Origin of the sequence: Shewanella sp. 10N.286.45.A1 (assembly GCF_041470405.1) — a bacterium.
GTDB lineage: Bacteria > Pseudomonadota > Gammaproteobacteria > Enterobacterales > Shewanellaceae > Shewanella.
This window is the reverse complement of sequence record NZ_JBFRMK010000193.1, coordinates 1-16,624: the sequence shown is the minus strand read 5'-3', so window position 1 is coordinate 16,624 and position 16,624 is coordinate 1. Positions and strand designations below refer to the sequence as shown.

Annotated in this window: 10 protein-coding genes; 8 read left to right on the top strand and 2 right to left on the bottom strand. The window is 43.6% G+C overall.

Annotated elements, in window-relative coordinates; translation table 11 throughout:
* Nucleotides 1-1,088 precede the first annotated feature (1,088 nt).
* From AB4238_RS14600 to AB4238_RS14565, 8 genes are all read left to right on the top strand, one after another.
* The gene (locus AB4238_RS14600) at nt 1,089-4,046 is read left to right on the top strand and encodes a TonB-dependent receptor (RefSeq protein WP_372034076.1); all 2,958 of its coding nucleotides are present in this window, start codon (nt 1,089-1,091) and stop codon (nt 4,044-4,046) included.
* 280 nt (nt 4,047-4,326) lie between these two features.
* Complete coding sequence (locus AB4238_RS14595) at nt 4,327-5,925, top strand: tryptophan halogenase family protein (RefSeq protein ID WP_372034075.1); 1,599 nt, start codon at nt 4,327-4,329, stop codon at nt 5,923-5,925.
* Between the two features lie 38 nt (nt 5,926-5,963).
* A complete protein-coding gene (locus tag AB4238_RS14590) occupies nt 5,964-6,719 on the top strand; it encodes a SapC family protein (protein ID WP_372034074.1) in 756 nt (251 codons plus the stop codon).
* A gap of 44 nt (nt 6,720-6,763) precedes the next feature.
* Nucleotides 6,764-7,780: a cupin-like domain-containing protein gene (locus tag AB4238_RS14585; protein WP_372034073.1), complete on the top strand. Its 1,017-nt coding sequence runs from the start codon at nt 6,764-6,766 to the stop codon at nt 7,778-7,780.
* A gap of 31 nt (nt 7,781-7,811) precedes the next feature.
* On the top strand, nt 7,812-9,305 hold the full coding sequence (locus AB4238_RS14580; protein WP_372034072.1) for a tryptophan halogenase family protein: 1,494 nt from the start codon (nt 7,812-7,814) through the stop codon (nt 9,303-9,305).
* Between the two features lie 92 nt (nt 9,306-9,397).
* Entirely contained in the window at nt 9,398-10,111 is a 714-nt protein-coding gene (locus AB4238_RS14575) for a DUF6445 family protein (RefSeq protein WP_372034071.1), read from the top strand.
* Nucleotides 10,112-10,176: 65 nt separating this feature from the next.
* Nucleotides 10,177-12,777, top strand: coding sequence for a glycoside hydrolase family 3 C-terminal domain-containing protein (locus tag AB4238_RS14570; RefSeq protein ID WP_372034070.1), 2,601 nt, complete (start codon nt 10,177-10,179; stop codon nt 12,775-12,777).
* Between the two features lie 237 nt (nt 12,778-13,014).
* Nucleotides 13,015-14,481 carry a capsule assembly Wzi family protein gene (locus AB4238_RS14565; RefSeq protein ID WP_372034069.1) on the top strand — a complete coding sequence of 489 codons (1,467 nt, stop codon included), beginning with the start codon at nt 13,015-13,017 and terminating at the stop codon, nt 14,479-14,481.
* Nucleotides 14,482-14,585: 104 nt separating this feature from the next.
* Here AB4238_RS14565 and rfbD read toward each other — a convergent pair whose 3' ends face one another.
* Nucleotides 14,586-15,701 (bottom strand): dTDP-4-dehydrorhamnose reductase, encoded by a 1,116-nt coding sequence (gene rfbD / locus AB4238_RS14560; RefSeq protein ID WP_372034068.1) that lies wholly within the window; start codon nt 15,699-15,701, stop codon nt 14,586-14,588.
* A gap of 43 nt (nt 15,702-15,744) precedes the next feature.
* A complete protein-coding gene (locus AB4238_RS14555; RefSeq protein WP_372034067.1) occupies nt 15,745-16,488 on the bottom strand; it encodes a phosphatase in 744 nt (247 codons plus the stop codon).
* Nucleotides 16,489-16,624: the final 136 nt, after the last annotated feature.

Below are 16,624 nucleotides of genomic sequence, written 5' to 3'. Positions count from 1 at the left end.
GCATTAATGACATTCACCATATCTGACCATCCAGAGATGGAAGGAATGCCTCAAGCATGTCAGGAACAAGTTTGGGTCATGTGACGAGCAATAAATGAAGGACATAGTGAAACTTGGTTCAAGCTCAATAAAGCAGCATCAAAGCCGCTATAGCTCGCCTGTAAGGAGCGTTTTTGGCTTGCTACTTCGCTGTCGAATAAACTCATAAAGGAACAACCATTGTGCCATTACTCACTTTGGATTGCCTGGCTTGAATTAGTTCGTCAAAAACACTTTGAGTAGATCAACGTCCTTTAATAATTGACACAACACACGCAATTTTTATCTTTAATTGATCTGTCAGATACTAGGGGCTGCTTGTTAGTCCTTATAAACCTAAATAAGCCGTGCATAGCGGTGAGTTTCTTACATCGTTGACATTTGAATAATTAAAAGAGGAAAAGATGCTGTCTAGCCTCCATGCCAAACAGACTTAAGTAAGTTCCCAGCTGGAGCAAAATCATCAAAATCTTGGGAAGATTGATTTAGCTGCTCCTAATTGTCGAAATGCGACCTTAATTAACATTCTGACAACAACAGTGTAAGCACAAAATCAAACAAATGAAAGCGCTTACATTTATTTTTTTGATAAATTTATTGTAATAACTAAGAAAATCCTACTTACCCGGCTAGCGTTATAACTACCATTCACCACAAGGAAAGTGATATGTACCACTCGGTATGGGAAAGGCAGACCCACTATCCGTTGTCGGCGTTTTTTGCGCTATAAATATATATATTTCATTGCAACTTCCTGATTAGCCTCAGTTGGCAAAAAAAGTAAATATAAATATTTCTTAAAAATTAAAATCAAGAAATAGACTCACGCTGCAATCCCTTGCTCAGCATGCTTTCGCCCCCACCTACCGCACAGCTCAAGTTGCTTTTTTGTTAACTACCGGTGAATTAATGTTGACCTTGTTCACAAATTCCCCTAGGTTTGTGTAAGCGCTTACAAAGTGGTCTAGTTATTTTTTTTAAACTTTTTTGTAAGCGCTTACATTTAGAGAAAAATTAAAACTATGATTGAATGACTCTGGGGGATAGAGATGAAACAGCAACTATTTAAAAAGACGAGGCTAGCAACCAGCTTGTCGTTGGTGCTAAGTGCATCAACGATGGCACCGGTTTATGCAGCTGAAGCAGAAGATACAGAAAACGCAGCGAATGAAAATATGGAAGTCATCGCTGTAACGGGTATTCGTGGCAGTTTAGTCAAATCGATGGACGTCAAGAAATCATCTGACGGCATTGTCGATGCAATTTCAGCAGAAGACATCGGTAAAATGCCAGATTCAAACTTAGCAGAATCGATGCAACGAATTCCAGGTGTCTCTATTGACCGTCAAAATGGTGAAGGTAGTCGCGTCTCTGTTCGTGGTTTCGGTGCAGATCGTAACCTAGTTTTACTCAATGGCCGTCAAATGCCGGTGACGACAGGCTCTCGTTCATTTGATTTTGCCAACATCGCCTCAGAATCGATCAGCGGTGTAGAGATAAGAAAAACCAGTGTAGCTTCAAGCCCTACAGGCGGTATCGGTGCGACGATTGATGTATTAACTCATCGCCCATTCAATACTCCAGGTCTAAAAGCAACATTTGGCGCCAAAGCGGTTGATGATACATCAACTGATAAAGGTAGCATTACCCCTGAGCTTTCGGGTTTATATTCAAATACTTTTGCAGATGACAAGTTTGGTATCTCAATCTCTGCCAGCTACCAAGAGCGTGAAAGTGGTAACCAACAGGCGCAAGTCGGCACGGGTTGGAGAAGCTTTCCTGGTAGCGCAGACAATACTACTGACTGGGGCGGCGTACAAAAAGATAATCAAGTCAATCGACCTGGTGATGATGATATCTATTCAGTTCCACAAACTACAGTATATCGTTTTGAAGAGCAGCAGCGTACCCGTACTAACGGCCAATTAGTGCTGCAATACAGCCCAGTTGACTCATTAGTTGCCACGCTTGATTACACTTATATGCGTAATGATATCGACACCCAATATAACGATGTATCTGCCTGGTTTACCTTTGCTCCTTCAGAGAATACTTGGACAGACGGCCCAGTGTCATCACCACTGGTGTATTCAGAAACCTATGGCAGCCCTCAAGATCTTTCTATGGCAGCCGGTGATTACGGTGTCCGTAACGAAAGTGGTTCTTTAGGCCTTAATCTTGATTGGCAAGTTAGCGACAATTTAAATCTAACATTAGACATGCATAAGTCTGATGCTGAAAACAAACCAAACCATATCTACGGTAGCAGTAATACACTGAGTACAGCCGGCTTTATACGAACTAGCGCCGCCACTGATTTCTCGAAAGACCTACCCGCACTAGCTGTCGGCAATGGCAATAATATTAAACCATCGGACATGCGCGTTACCGGTAGTGTATTTGGCAACTCTCGCAATAAATCAGAAATTGATCAGTACCAGTTAGACGGTGAATATTTGTTTGAACATTCTGGTAGCATTGATTTTGGTATCGCACTAACGGATGTCAACAATCACTCTCAATCTGTCAATGTACAACGAAATGATTGGGGCGGTGTAGGTCAACAGGGAGATTTTGAAGATGAGTGGTTCCCTGCAGACACCATCCATGACAAGTTTGATGCAAGCAAAGGTAACTTTGCTGATGCTGACGGTGATTTCGACCTACTAGATACCATATTCTTTTGGGATTTTGATGCGGTACGTGGTCGTGCAGAAGAGCTTTATACTGCTGCAGGTTATGTTGGCGCAGGTGATTGTGGCACTGATTTTTGCCCATCGACTCAATATGCGATGGACGTAGACCGTTATACAGAAGAAGAATCAACATCAGCTTATATTCAGTATAACTTTGAGTCAGAATTTGGCGACATGCCATACGATATCCATATTGGTCTGCGCTACGAGAAGACCGATGTGACTTCAACCTCAGCGGTAGCCAGCTATGATGGCGCTGATTGGATAGCGGATACCGAAATTGCGCTAGTCGCTACCGGTGATCAAGTGTTCCAGACTCAAACTGGCGATTACGACTACTACCTACCAAACGTCAACTTCAACATCGAAGTTGTTGAAGATGTAATGTTACGTGCTGCCTACAGTGAAACAATTGGTCGCCCTGATTACACCTCTATTCAAGGTGGTACTGTAGTAGGAACACTCGCTAACCGAGCAGGCGGCAGTGGTACAACGGGTAACCCTAGCCTATTGCCTCTTGAATCAACAAACTACGACTTGTCAGCAGAGTGGTATTACTCACAAACTAGTTACGTGTCTGTGGGTTACTTTAGAAAAGATACTATTAACGGTATCGACAATGTCAAAGTTGAATCAGATATCTACAACATTGCCAACCCTACGGACGGAGCAAAATATGATGCCGCTGTAGCAGCTGTTGGTACCGACGCAGGTAATATTCGTCAGTGGATTTTTGATAACTATCCAAATGATCCATTTGTTGATGTTGCAAACGGCATAATCTCGGGCAACTCAGCCGAAGATAATACCTTGCTGTTTGATTTAGACACGCCAGCCAATAGTAAAGACAAAACCACTATTGATGGTTGGGAATTTGCAGTGCAGCATTTCTTTGGCGAGTCTGGCTTCGGTGTGATTGGTAACTACACCTTGGTTGATGCTGGTGATAGCTATAATAACTATTTACTAGAAGATCAAGCTGTTGAAACCAATATCAGCGATACCGCTAACCTTATCGCAATCTATGACAATTACGGCTTCCAAGCACGTCTTGCCTATAACTGGCGTGATGAGTTCCTAAGCTCTCGTGGCCAGGGAACAGGTCAAAACCCTGAATACACAGAAGCATACTCGCAAGTTGATTTTAATATTAGTTACGATATTGAATCGCTTGAAGGGCTAACAGTATTCTTTGAAGGCCTTAACATCACCAATGAATATACACGTACTCATGGCCGAGCAAGCCAGCAAGTGTTGAACCTAACACAAACGGGTGCACGTTATAGCTTAGGTGCGCGATACACCTTCTAGAACGTATAGAAAAGATGAAGCCAATGCTGTGGCTTCATCTTCTTTTTCTATTTAGGGATTAACATTATTTTTATTAAGCCATTTTTACCCAACATTCGTTGGCCTCAAGCTTTACATATTCAACGTAAATCTTGATACATAAAGTGACTGGATCTACTCCTACAGCAAGGTTATATTGGCAAAGGTTAATTAGTTGTAACAAACCGCAAAACCAATTAACCCAATATAGATAAACACTGTAAAAGAGTGACTTAATAAAAATAAAAATAGGTCTAGCAGTATGAGTAACGAAATTAAAAGAGTGATCATTGTAGGTGGTGGAGCAGCAGGTTGGCTAACCGCGGGGGTTATTGCTGCTGAACACATTGATGTTGCTGCAACCCCATCGCAACGTACGCTAGAAGTTATTCTTATTGAATCACCACAAGTGCCCACCATCGGCGTCGGCGAAGGTACTTGGCCTTCAATGCGCGGTACGCTCAAAAAAATGGGCATTTCTGAAACCGAATTTATGATTGAGTGTGACGCCAGTTTCAAGCAAGGCTCAAAATTTATCGATTGGTTACACTCACCCGCTACCGCAAGCTCGGATAAAGCCCCACTTGATAGCCAAAGCTATTATCACCCGTTTTCTCTACCCAGCCATTTCAATGAGATTAACCTCGCTAAGCATTGGCAAGCCCATAAACAGCAAGTTTCATTTACTAACGCAGTGACTTACCAAGGTAGGCTTTGCGATCAAGGCTGTGCCCCCAAACTCATTTCTACGCCTGAATATGAGTGCAATGCCAACTATGGTTACCATTTAGATGCCGGAAAATTTGCTCAGTTTCTGCAGCGTCATTGCTGCCAACAGCTTGGCGTGCAGCATATTGTCGATCATGTTGAATCTGTTAGTAGTCAGGACAACGGCGATATTGCTGCGCTAAATACAAAGTCCAACGGCACCATTAGCGGCGATCTATTTATTGATTGCAGCGGTTTCAAATCATTACTTATTGGCGAACATTATCAAGTGCCTTTCATTGAGAAAAAGTCGGTGCTGTTTAATGACTCAGCCTTGGCGGTACAAGTGCCCTATGAAAACCAACAAAGCGCCATTAGCTCTTGCACCCACTCAACCGCACAATCGTCAGGTTGGATATGGGATATAGGCCTGCCCTCACGCCGCGGCGTCGGTTACGTATACTCTAGCAGCCACACTGATGATGACCGTGCAGAAAGCGAGTTACGTAGTTACCTGTTATCAAGTATGAGCAAATCACAGGCAGAGTCGGCATCACTTAGGAAAATAACATTTAACCCCGGTCACAGAGGCCACTTTTGGCATAAAAACTGTGTCGCAGTGGGCATTGCCGCGGGCTTTATCGAGCCACTAGAAGCATCGGCACTCGCACTTATTGAACAATCAGCAAAGATGATCAGTGAACAGTTGCCGCAAAACCGTCAAGCAATGGAGTTAGTGGCTAAACGTTTCAATGAAAAGTTTTTACAGCGCTGGCGTCAGGTGGTCGATTTTCTCAAATTGCATTATGTCATCAGTCAACGTGACGACTCCGACTATTGGCGTGACAACCGCGATAGCACCTCAATACCGCAGTCTTTACAGCAACAATTAGCGTTGTGGCAGCATCAACAACCCTACTCTTACGATATCACTGAAACCGAAGCGTTATTTCCAGCGGCTAGCTTTCAATATGTGCTGTTTGGTATGGGCTTTAACAGTGCGCCAACACGCTACATAAAACAAGCAGAGCAAGAAAAGGCCATGGCACTGTTTCAACAAAATAATCAACATAGTAAGCAATTGCTCTCGGCACTACCAAGCAATAGAGCACTACTCGATAAAGTTCATCAATTTGGTTTTCCTAAAATATAACGACTTAAGCAACTATAAAGAATAAAAAAGGAGTCAAAATGACCATGCAAACAGCAACCCAAGCACCAAACAACAATGTCATGCTAAATAGTATTGAACACAAAGATCTCAAGGTTATTACCGATCACTCTGCGCAATATGGCGATAATGTATGGTATTCATTGACCTTTCCAGTTGAGTTCAGAAGTGTACAAGCCCACTACCCTATTTTCTTCCAAAAAGATCCACAAACGGGTCGTTTCTTCTCGGTGGCACTGTTTGGCTTTAAAGATCAAGAGAATTTATTCTTAGAAAACGGCCATTGGCAGGCATCGTACGTTCCTTTAGCAATAAGACGTCAGCCATTTTTGATCGGTAGTCAAAATATAATGGAAGATGGTGTACAAAAAATGCAACGAGTACTGCATATTGATCTCAATAACCCAAGAGTGAGCACCGACCAAGGTGAACCGCTGTTTCTTGAGTTTGGTGGAAATACGCCGTTCCTCGATACTGCTGTAGACATGTTAGATGTCATCCATAACGGATTAGAAGACAGTGACCACTTTATTGAAGCGCTACTCAAATTTGAACTGCTAGAATCCTTCACTTTAGATGTCGAGCTTAATAACGGCAGCAAGCATCAAATGATTGGTTTTTATACCGTCAATGAAGACAAACTAAAAACGCTTTCAAGTGATAGTTTAGCTCAGCTGCATGACAAAGGTTATCTACAAGCCATCTATATGACGATTGCCTCACAAGCCAATATTCGCACACTGTTGGATAAGAAAAACAAGCAGATAGAACAGTAGTTTTTTGTCCATTGATGTAAGCGGTTACAGAACAAGGTGTACTTATGTTAGCAGTCGAACAGAGCGTCAAACAGATAAGTAATTGCAAACCAGGTGATATTCCTGAGTTTGTATTGTCATCGACGCAGCCGCTGATTTTAAAAGACTTTGCTACCGAGTGGCCATTGGTTCAAGCAGGTAAGCAATCTACCCAAGCTGCGATTGATTATTTACTTCAATTTTACAGTGGTGTGCCGGTAACGGCTTGTTTTGGTGAAAGTGAGCACCAAGGCAGAGTGTTTTATAATGAGCAACTCACTGGCTTTAACTTTAGAGCCAGTCAGGTTGATTTAAGGCAGGTGTTTGACAAGCTGTTATCGCATATAGACGACGAGACGCCGCCAACACTGTATGTCGGCTCTACCGAAGTCAACCGATGGCTACCAGGGTTTGCAGCCGATAACCCACTCGCAATAGACGATATAAAACCATTGACCAGCGTTTGGATAGGTAACCAAAGCCGGATCGCCGCGCATTTTGACTTTCCTAATAACCTTGCTTGCTCGGCTGTTGGTCGTCGTCGCTTTACCCTGTTTCCTCCGGAGCAGATAGACAACTTGTACGTGGGGCCGATGGAGTTGTCTCCCGGTGGCCAGGACATCAGCATGGTGGACTTTCACGCGCCAGACTTTGACAAGTATCCAAAGTTCCAACAAGCCATTGAGGCGGCGCAAGTTGCTGAACTTGAACCTGGTGATGCACTCTTTATTCCCAGTATGTGGTGGCACCACGTCGAAGCACTTGATGCCATTAATGTGCTAGTCACTCATTGGTGGCGAGACTCAGCAGCGTATATGGGCAGGCCAACTAATGCACTGCAACACGCTATTTTAAGCTTGCGAAGCTTACCAATTGCCCAACGTAAAGCGTGGCAAGCGATGTTTAACCACTATGTCTTTGAACATGAACTTCACGACACAGACCATATTGCAGAGCATGCTCAAGGAATGCTGTCACTGCCTATTGATGAATTATCTGCGCGAAAATTACGTGCTGACTTACAAAATAAATTAAAGCGTTAAGCCATTAGTTTGCGCTGATTAAGGACATATGATGAATACAAATAAGCCAATTAAAAATGTCGTCATTGCCGGTGGTGGTACTGCAGGTTGGATGGCAGGCGCCGCACTGTCAAAGCTACTTGGTAAAAACCTTAATGTGAGTTTAATTGAATCAGACGATATTCCAACCGTCGGTGTGGGTGAAGCCACCATTCCAACCTTGCATGTATTTCATCGCTTGCTGGGGATTAACGAGCAAGAGTTTATGGCGGCGACCAATGCCACTTTTAAATTGGCGATATCATTCGAGAATTGGCGCGATGAGAATCAAGACTACCTACACTCCTTTGGATTTTTGGGTAAGGACTGCTGGGCGGCTGGATTTCAACACTTTTGGCTAAAGGGCCGTGAAAAAGGCTTTGCCAGTGAAATCGGCGACTACTGCGCCGAACACCTTGGCTCACGCACAGGTAAGTTTGCAGTATTGCCAAATCAAGACTTAAACCATGCTTATCACCTTGATGCGGGGCTATACGCAAAATTCCTTAGAACAATTGCAGAGCAACATGGCATCAACCGCATTGAGGGTAAGATTACTGAGGTTAACCTCAATCAACAAGATGGCCAAATCGAGAGCCTATTGTTAGCCTCTGGACAGTTAGTTGAAGGCGATCTCTTTATCGATTGTACCGGTTTTAGAGGCTTGTTGATTGAAGATGCATTGCATACTGGTTTTGAAGATTGGTCTCACTGGCTGCCTTGCGACAGTGCCATTGCCGTGCAAACAACCACCACCAACACGCCAGTTCCCTATACCCGCTCTATAGCACGTGAATCGGGTTGGCAGTGGCGTATTCCGCTGCAAAACCGCACCGGTAACGGACTGGTATTCTGCAGTAAATATATGACTGATGAGCAAGCAAAGCAGTTATTACTCGACAATATTGAGGGCGACCTACTTACTGAGCCTCGGGTCATCAAATACAAGACCGGCACTAGACGTAAGCACTGGAATAAAAACTGTGTCGCCATTGGGCTCTCAAGTGGCTTTATTGAACCTCTTGAATCCACCAGCATTCACCTTATCCAGCGCGGTATCGTACGCTTAATGCAAATGTTCCCTGCGCAAGGTTTAGTACAAGCTGATATTAACGAATTTAACACGCAGACTAAGTTTGAAACCGATAATGTGCGTGACTTTATCATCTTGCATTATCACGTCACCCAAAGGCGAGACAGCAAGTTCTGGCGTTACTGCTCAAGTATGCCAATTCCTGATTCTCTTGCCCATCGGCTAGAGATGTTTGCTGCTGCAGCCAAAGTATACAAGTATCCCAATGAACTGTTCGGTGAAAGCTCTTGGATCCAAGTGATGTTAGGTCAAGGTATCGAGCCTAAGCAGTATCACCCTATTGTTGACATGATGGCAGATGAAGAGCTTGAGGCATTTTTGAATAACATTAAGAGTGTGGTGAAACGCAAAAATGACAACCTCCCCCATCATTATGATTTTATTCAGCATTACTGTAAATCGCCAATAATGTAGACACTAGATGGCTTTATTTCTCCCTAGCACCAAAGAGCGAAATAAAGCCCTGTAAACATACTCACAAAAACAGTTAACTGGGTTACATTAAAATGTCGCAGAATCTAATTACCGTTAACCCCGCCGCCACGCCAAAAGTGATCTTAATCGGTGAGGAAAAAACACCTGTCGTCATCATAGATAACTTTAGCTTAAGCACTGATGATATTATTACTTATGCCACCACAGAGGCAGATTTTAAAGACGACCTTAACTCCTATTATCCAGGAATTAGAGCAGAGCTTCCCCGTGGATACGTCAAAGCAGTGATCGATGCTGTTTTTCAAGGGATCTATCAGTGTTATAACATTCCGCGACAGTTACGACTCAAGCCTCAAAGCCTATTTTTATCACTGATCACCCGTGAGGAATCAGCGCTATCGACCTTACAAAGAATGCCACATTTCGATACGCCCAACCCCTATTACTTTGCCATCATGCATTACTTAAACCCTAATGAGCATGGACCTACTGGTTTCTTTCGACATAAACCGACTCAATGGGAACGGATCAGCGAGCAACGTTGTCAGCCCTATTTTGACGCAGCGCAGAAGCACATTGAATTAAATGGTGAACCCAAGCAAGGTTACTGCAACCAGAGCAATCATCATTTTGACCTATATGAGCAGATTCAATACCGTCCAAACAGACTAGTGATCTATCCCGGTAATTTACTACACTCCAGCATTGTTAACACTGCTAAGGATATCGACAGTAGTCCAGTGACAGGCAGGCTCACCGCCAATATATTTATCGATTTTCAATGAACTCGGGATCAAGAATATCAGCTTTAACCCTATCGCCACTTCAATAAACTAATACGGAATTTAGAATGAAGCGTCCTGTTATTAATACATTAGCCCTTCGCAGCTTGGTTATCTCAACCTTTTTAGTTACAGCCCCTATGGTCTGTGCTGAAACTCAACTGAAGCAAACCATTTATGACGATATGGGCTTAGTTGAACCTAGTCGTCCACTTCTGCAGCAGCGTCTAGATCTGGTGGAGCAAACAATTCAAACGCTATTGCCACAAATGACACTGGCCGAAAAAGTCTCTTTAGTTCATGCCAATGGTAAATTCACCACCGCCGCGATTGAACGCCTAGGGATCCACGAAATGTGGCTATCTGATGGGCCGCACGGTGTTCGCCATGAAATCGAGCGTAATAGCTGGAACTCGGCAAATTGGACCAGTGATTACTCAACTTATCTCCCGGTATTAACTGCGGTCGCCGCAAGTTGGAATACCGATATGGCAACCTTGCATGGCGCGGTGCTCGGCAGCGAAGCACGACACCGCGGTAAAGATCTTATTCTAGGACCTGGCGTTAATTTGGCAAGGTTACCGCTTTATGGCCGTAACTTTGAATATTTGGGAGAAGATCCCTATCTGGCATCGAAACTTGTGGTGCCACAAATTAAAGCCATTCAAAAAAATGATGTTGCCGCCACCATCAAACATTATGCGCTCAATACTCAAGAGTTAAACCGCACAGGGGTTAATGCTAAACCAGACGAACGTACTCTACGTGAAGTATACCTGCCCGCCTTTGAGGCGGCAGTAAAACAAGCCAATGTTTATGCCATGATGGGTTCATACAACGAATTTAGAGGCACAAACGCTAACCAAAGCAAACACCTCGTCATGGATATCCTTAAAGGGGAATGGGGTTATAAAGGATTACTGGTGACGGACTGGAATGTAGATATCAATACCTATGACGCTGCCGTCAACGGTTTAGATCTTGAAATGGGCACTGATGTTCCGCATTACAAAGACTACTTTCTAGCCGAACCACTGATTAAAATGATTAACGCAGGGAAAGTACCTGTCGCGGCACTCGATGATAAAGTCTCGCGAATACTCAGGGTGCAACTGAGTATCGGCATGATGGATAACTACCGCCTTGCTGGCCAACGTAATATTGCTTCCCACCGCGCCGCAGCCAGAAGAATTGCCGAAGAAGGAATAGTGTTACTTAAAAATAGCCGCCAAGTATTGCCGTTTGCTCAAGATAAAGTGAACAACATTCTCGTCCTAGGTCCTAATCTTGATAAGAAACATGGCTTAGGCGGCGGTTCATCAGAGGTAAAATCACTCTATGAGGTCACGCCACTGCAAGGTCTTCAAGATAAACTAGCTGGCAAAGCGAATATTATAGTCATGCGCGCCCAAAGCAGTAAACTTGCGCCAATCAGCAACGATTATCTCGCCACTCGACACTGGACTGGTACACCATCGTGGAATATTAGCTACTTTACCGATGAAAACCGTCAACAACTTATCGAGGAGTCTTGGATAGCCGACTCAGAGTTTAAACCATCAAGTCTAACTGCCGCAGGTACAGCTCAATTCATCACCATGAAAGCAGCAATAAAGCCACTGAAACCCGGTGTTCATACTTTAAAAATAACCGCTAAAGGTAAAATCAATATTAAAATCGATGGCAATTCAGTGATGCAGTTTGATAGCAGTTCAAGCGAAGTGTTAAGCAAGAATATCTCACTGGTGCAAAATAAAGATTACCAGTTCGAAATCGACTACAGCGGCAGTGAGGGCTATACCCTAGGCTGGGATACGCCTAATAAACTTTTTAATGCTGAAGATGAGTATTTAACGGCAGCAAAAAATGCAGATGCGGTGATCTACTTTGGTGGCCTTAGCCACAGCGATGATAGAGAGTCTATCGACAGAGCCGATCTGGTGCTCCCTAATCAACAGGATGAGATGATCACTAAGCTGATTGCCGCCAACCCTAATACCGTAGTGTTTATCACCGCAGGTAGCGCTGTCGAAATGCCTTGGGTAGACAAAGCTTCAGCCATCGTTTGGAACTCCTACAGCGGTATGGAAGGCGGTCATGCCGTTGCTGATATGCTCTTTGGCGATGTAAACCCAAGTGGCAAGATGCCTTTCACATTGCCTAAAAAGCTGCAAGATACCGCGCCAATTGCCCTAAATGATTATAACGCGGTAGAGTCACTCTATTCTGAGGGAGTATTTATAGGTCACCGTTGGTTCGAAAAACAAAACATTAAACCACTGTTTAGTTTTGGTCATGGTCTGTCTTACAGCAACTTTACCCTCAGCGGTATCAAGCTTTCTAACAAGTCCATCAACCTCAATGATACGCTTGAGGTTTCAGTCACTGTGACCAACACAGGCAGAGTAAGCGGCGCCGAAGTGGTGCAGCTTTATCTACATGATAAAAAGGCCAGCGTTGAACGACCAGTAAAAGAGCTAAAAGGCTTTGCTAAAATCAGCCTACAACCAGGTGAAAGCAAGCAAGTTATTATGCAGCTTAATCAACGCGATCTGTCTTTCTGGGATGAAAAATCAAATGATTGGTTAGCGGAACCAGGGCAGTTTGAAGTATTAGTCGGCACAAGTCTTGATTACATCCACCTACGTGACACCTTTAGGCTTAATTAATGGAAGTATAGATAAAGCTATCACTCTAATATTACCTAATAATATTAGAGTGATAGCTATGTTCAGCTCTCTCTGATCACGCCTAATTTACAATTCCCCCAATATATCTCAATACTTCTAAAGGATTTAGTAACGAATTGATTGTAATTTCCCCTTATATTGAATAACAAATCACTCTACACTGTCAGCTTTTAATGAAATACTTTAGAATGCGCTTCATTGACATAAGGGATCACAATGAAACTCAAATTATTAGCAGGACTATTTATTTTTGGCTGTAGCTCAGTTCAAGCTGCATGGTGGGTAGAGCCTACAGACCTGGCTCTTAGAGCCGATATCCAATTACTTTCCGATACAGGCATTATTGTCCAACCTATTACCACTTACCCATTAATGTGGGACGGGTTGAAACAAGATTTGGATAAGGCTGACCCCGCTAAGCTTTCCAATATTCAACGCAGTGCTTTTGAGCGAGTCAATCAAGCTTATAATAAAGATCATCGTGGTTTTAGCACTAAGGTAGAGCTTGCAGGTAGCAGCGATACCACTCGATTTATTGGTTTTGGCCAAGATTATCGTGATAAAGGCGAAGGTACTGTTAGCGCAGAAGTGACCAAAGATTGGTTCAGCGGCCGTCTTTCGGCAAGCTATCATGCAGATCCTATTGACGGTAACAGTACTCGCTTAGATGATAGTTTTGCAGCTGTAATGTTAGGCAACTGGATCGTTAGCGCTGGCGCACAACAAAAGTACTGGGGGCCAGGCTGGGATAACGGTTTAATCCAAACCACTAACGCTCGTCCAATGCCTGGTGTTACCTTAAGCCGCAATAACAGCCAAGCCTTTGAAACACCATGGCTTAACTGGATTGGCCCGTGGACTTTCACTACCGCATTCAGTCAAATGGAAAGTGACCGTCATGTGCCTGATACTCAACACTGGGGCGCTCGCGGCACAATAAGACCAATTTCAAAATTGGAAGTTGGTTTTTCTTGGACCATGCAGTGGGGCGGTGAAGGTTACGGTAATAGCCTGAGTGATTGGTGGGATGGCTTGTTTAATGGCGGAAAAACAGAAAGTGATCTTGAAAACGGCCAAGAAAATATGCTCGCAGGCTATGATTTTCGCTGGTCAGATACCGCCTTTGGCATTCCTTATGGTATCTACTATGAACGCACCCATGAAGATTACCACAATGGTAAAAACAGGCTGATCAATGCGGCCAACATGGGCGGTGTAGACTTTGTATTGGCCGACATTAACACCCGAGTATTTGTTGAGTACTCAGACACTAAGGTATCTTGTGGTATCGATCCACAAAAATACAACTGTTTGTATGAGCACGGCTTTTATCAAAGCGGCTACCGCTATTACGGCCGCAGCCTAGGCAGTACCTATGATAATGACTCAGAGACGTTAGTTGTCGGTGGTATCACTCAATTAGGTGGCGGTCAAAACATCACTAATAAACTCCGTTGGTTACGCCTTAATACCGACGGTATTGATACAGGCCGACCAGATGGTGGCAATCCTGTATCACCAGGTGAGTATGAGCGGGTATACCAATATGATACCAGCTACCATAGACCGTTTTATCAAGGTACTCTGAAAGTGGGTGGTACCGTCAGTTACAGTCAGTATGTTACCTCTGGTGGCGATGACTGGGACGCGACATTATACGCGGGTTGGGAAAGAAGCTTCTAAGCTTGGGGATTAGAACGTCTAAGCTCTAGCAAGATAGAAAGGCAAAAGTAGCGCTCTACTTTTGCCTTTTTTTATTTTCACCTTAAAAAGAGCTTATACTCGTTTCAATTAGCGATGATAACCTGTTGAAAATTGAGCATGGCTTTGAGCTGCAGTTGCCATTTAGCCTTCAACACACTTCCTTCTCGAACATCTAACTGCTGGCACACTCTTTTGCTATTTAGCGCGCTCTGTTTAGGCCTTCTAGCCAATACCTGTTCATGAGCAGCTTGCCAAGATAACGTAGTGATTGGTGTTATTCTGCAATGCGCTTTAATCAACTTATCATCTACTAACATCAATTGCTGGATCTGTTGCGCAAACTCAAACCAAGAGCAACTGTTCGCTGCTGCATAGTGAAACAGACTGTTAGGAGCAACACTATCACAACTGGATTTACCAATAAGCTGAGTGCTTATGTTTGGATTTATACTCGTTCCTAGGTAAGCGCCAAAACTAGTCACTTCCTTTTGCTTTATCAACTTAAAGATAATGACAGCTAGTGCTTCAGCCCAGCTCGGCGTGCCATATTGATCGGCAATAACTGATAATTGTTCCTTTGCGGCAAATAACTTCTGCATGGTATCGACAAAATTATCCCCTTGGCAGCTATAGAGCCAGCTGGTTCGGATAATAAAAGCCTGTTCGCCTAAAACCTGTCGTACAGCCAATTCACCTGCGAGCTTACTTTTACCGTAAACAGAAAGTGGCGATGGAGTATCTTGTTCGTTATAAGGTGAATGTTTCTCACCAGAAAAGACAAAGTCTGAAGAGATATGGACTAGCCTTGCTCCGTCACGTTTACAGCGCTCCGCCAGTAATTTAGGGCCATCAACGTTAACCTTAACAGCGCTTTCAGGGTCAGTTTCAGCATTATCAACGGCATTATATGCCGCGCAGTTAATCACCACATCTGGTTTTAGCTGTTTAAAAGAGGCATCTATGGCAACAGAGTCGCAGATATCTAACTCTCTGCGCGAAAACAGTCGCAACTCATCTTGTTCACTCAAACAGTTTGTAGCTTCAGGTAAGATATTGACTAAGGTCTGCATGGTTTGAGCTGTCATACGAGTAAAAGAGCCGCCTTTCACTTTTGCACCACTTAGGTGAGCGATTAATGCTAACGACTGAGCCAATTGACCATTGCCACCAGTAACCATTATTTTTATGGGAGCTTGCATAAGAGTGTAGATAGTAGCCTTTATAGAAGTTTTTCAAGCACGTTTATACAAGCTCGGCATACTCATCAAGTGAGTCATGGCCTCTTGCAGATAAAAAACACAACAAAGCTTCGGGGCTTCTGTTAAGTAACCGCTCTATTGGAAATTGCACCGCTTCAATCACCTCAACCGCTTTCTCAAAATCACCTAAGCTGAATGCAACATGGGAATCGGAACCCATGACTAACAATCCGCCTGCTTCTTTCACCGCCTGAGCAATCGCGGTGCAGCTTTTTTCACTGCCTTTGCGTGAGGTTAAAAATGAGGAGTTATTGATCTCTAGCGCTACATTATGCTTTGCTGCAGCTTGAGCGACTTTTTTAATATCAATCGGATATGCTGGATTGCCTGGGTGGCTAATAATATCGACCTTACCACTTTCAATACAATTTATTAGAGCTTGCGTATGATTTGCTACTGTTGATGGCGGAAAAACCGGTTCATGAAAGCCCGCTAATACGATATCGAGCTGCTGTAAATAATCACCGAAGAAATCAATTTCCCCTTGTAGGTTTTTGATGTTCGCTTCAATCCCTCGAAGCACGCCTACACCATCAACAATCCGCGGTAACACTCGCATATTTACAAAATGCCAAAAATGCGGCGCATCAGCCATATCCGGCCCATGATCCGTAATGGCGAACAGTTTAATACCTTTCTCTTTGGCAACATTTAAATAGTCATGTAACGTACTGTAAGCATGAGTTGAAGCTATGGTATGGGCGTGGGTATCAACTAGAAACTTCATCTGCAGCCTCGGGCTCAAACAAAAAAGGTAGACCTGAAGTCTACTCTTATCGTGTGTTTAATACCAATGAAGCCGCCCTTGCAAAACAGTTTATACCAATTGCATTAAAAGTTTGACCATTCAGCAGGAATTCAAA

Coding starts and splice junctions, on each gene's coding strand:
- AB4238_RS14600 (WP_372034076.1), top strand. CDS start 1,089: ATGAAACAGCAACTATTTAAAAAGACGAGGCTAGCAACCAGCTTGTCG.
- AB4238_RS14595 (WP_372034075.1), top strand. CDS start 4,327: ATGAGTAACGAAATTAAAAGAGTGATCATTGTAGGTGGTGGAGCAGCA.
- AB4238_RS14590 (WP_372034074.1), top strand. CDS start 5,964: ATGACCATGCAAACAGCAACCCAAGCACCAAACAACAATGTCATGCTA.
- AB4238_RS14585 (WP_372034073.1), top strand. CDS start 6,764: ATGTTAGCAGTCGAACAGAGCGTCAAACAGATAAGTAATTGCAAACCA.
- AB4238_RS14580 (WP_372034072.1), top strand. CDS start 7,812: ATGAATACAAATAAGCCAATTAAAAATGTCGTCATTGCCGGTGGTGGT.
- AB4238_RS14575 (WP_372034071.1), top strand. CDS start 9,398: ATGTCGCAGAATCTAATTACCGTTAACCCCGCCGCCACGCCAAAAGTG.
- AB4238_RS14570 (WP_372034070.1), top strand. CDS start 10,177: ATGAAGCGTCCTGTTATTAATACATTAGCCCTTCGCAGCTTGGTTATC.
- AB4238_RS14565 (WP_372034069.1), top strand. CDS start 13,015: ATGAAACTCAAATTATTAGCAGGACTATTTATTTTTGGCTGTAGCTCA.
- rfbD (WP_372034068.1), bottom strand. CDS start 15,701: ATGCAAGCTCCCATAAAAATAATGGTTACTGGTGGCAATGGTCAATTG.
- AB4238_RS14555 (WP_372034067.1), bottom strand. CDS start 16,488: ATGAAGTTTCTAGTTGATACCCACGCCCATACCATAGCTTCAACTCAT.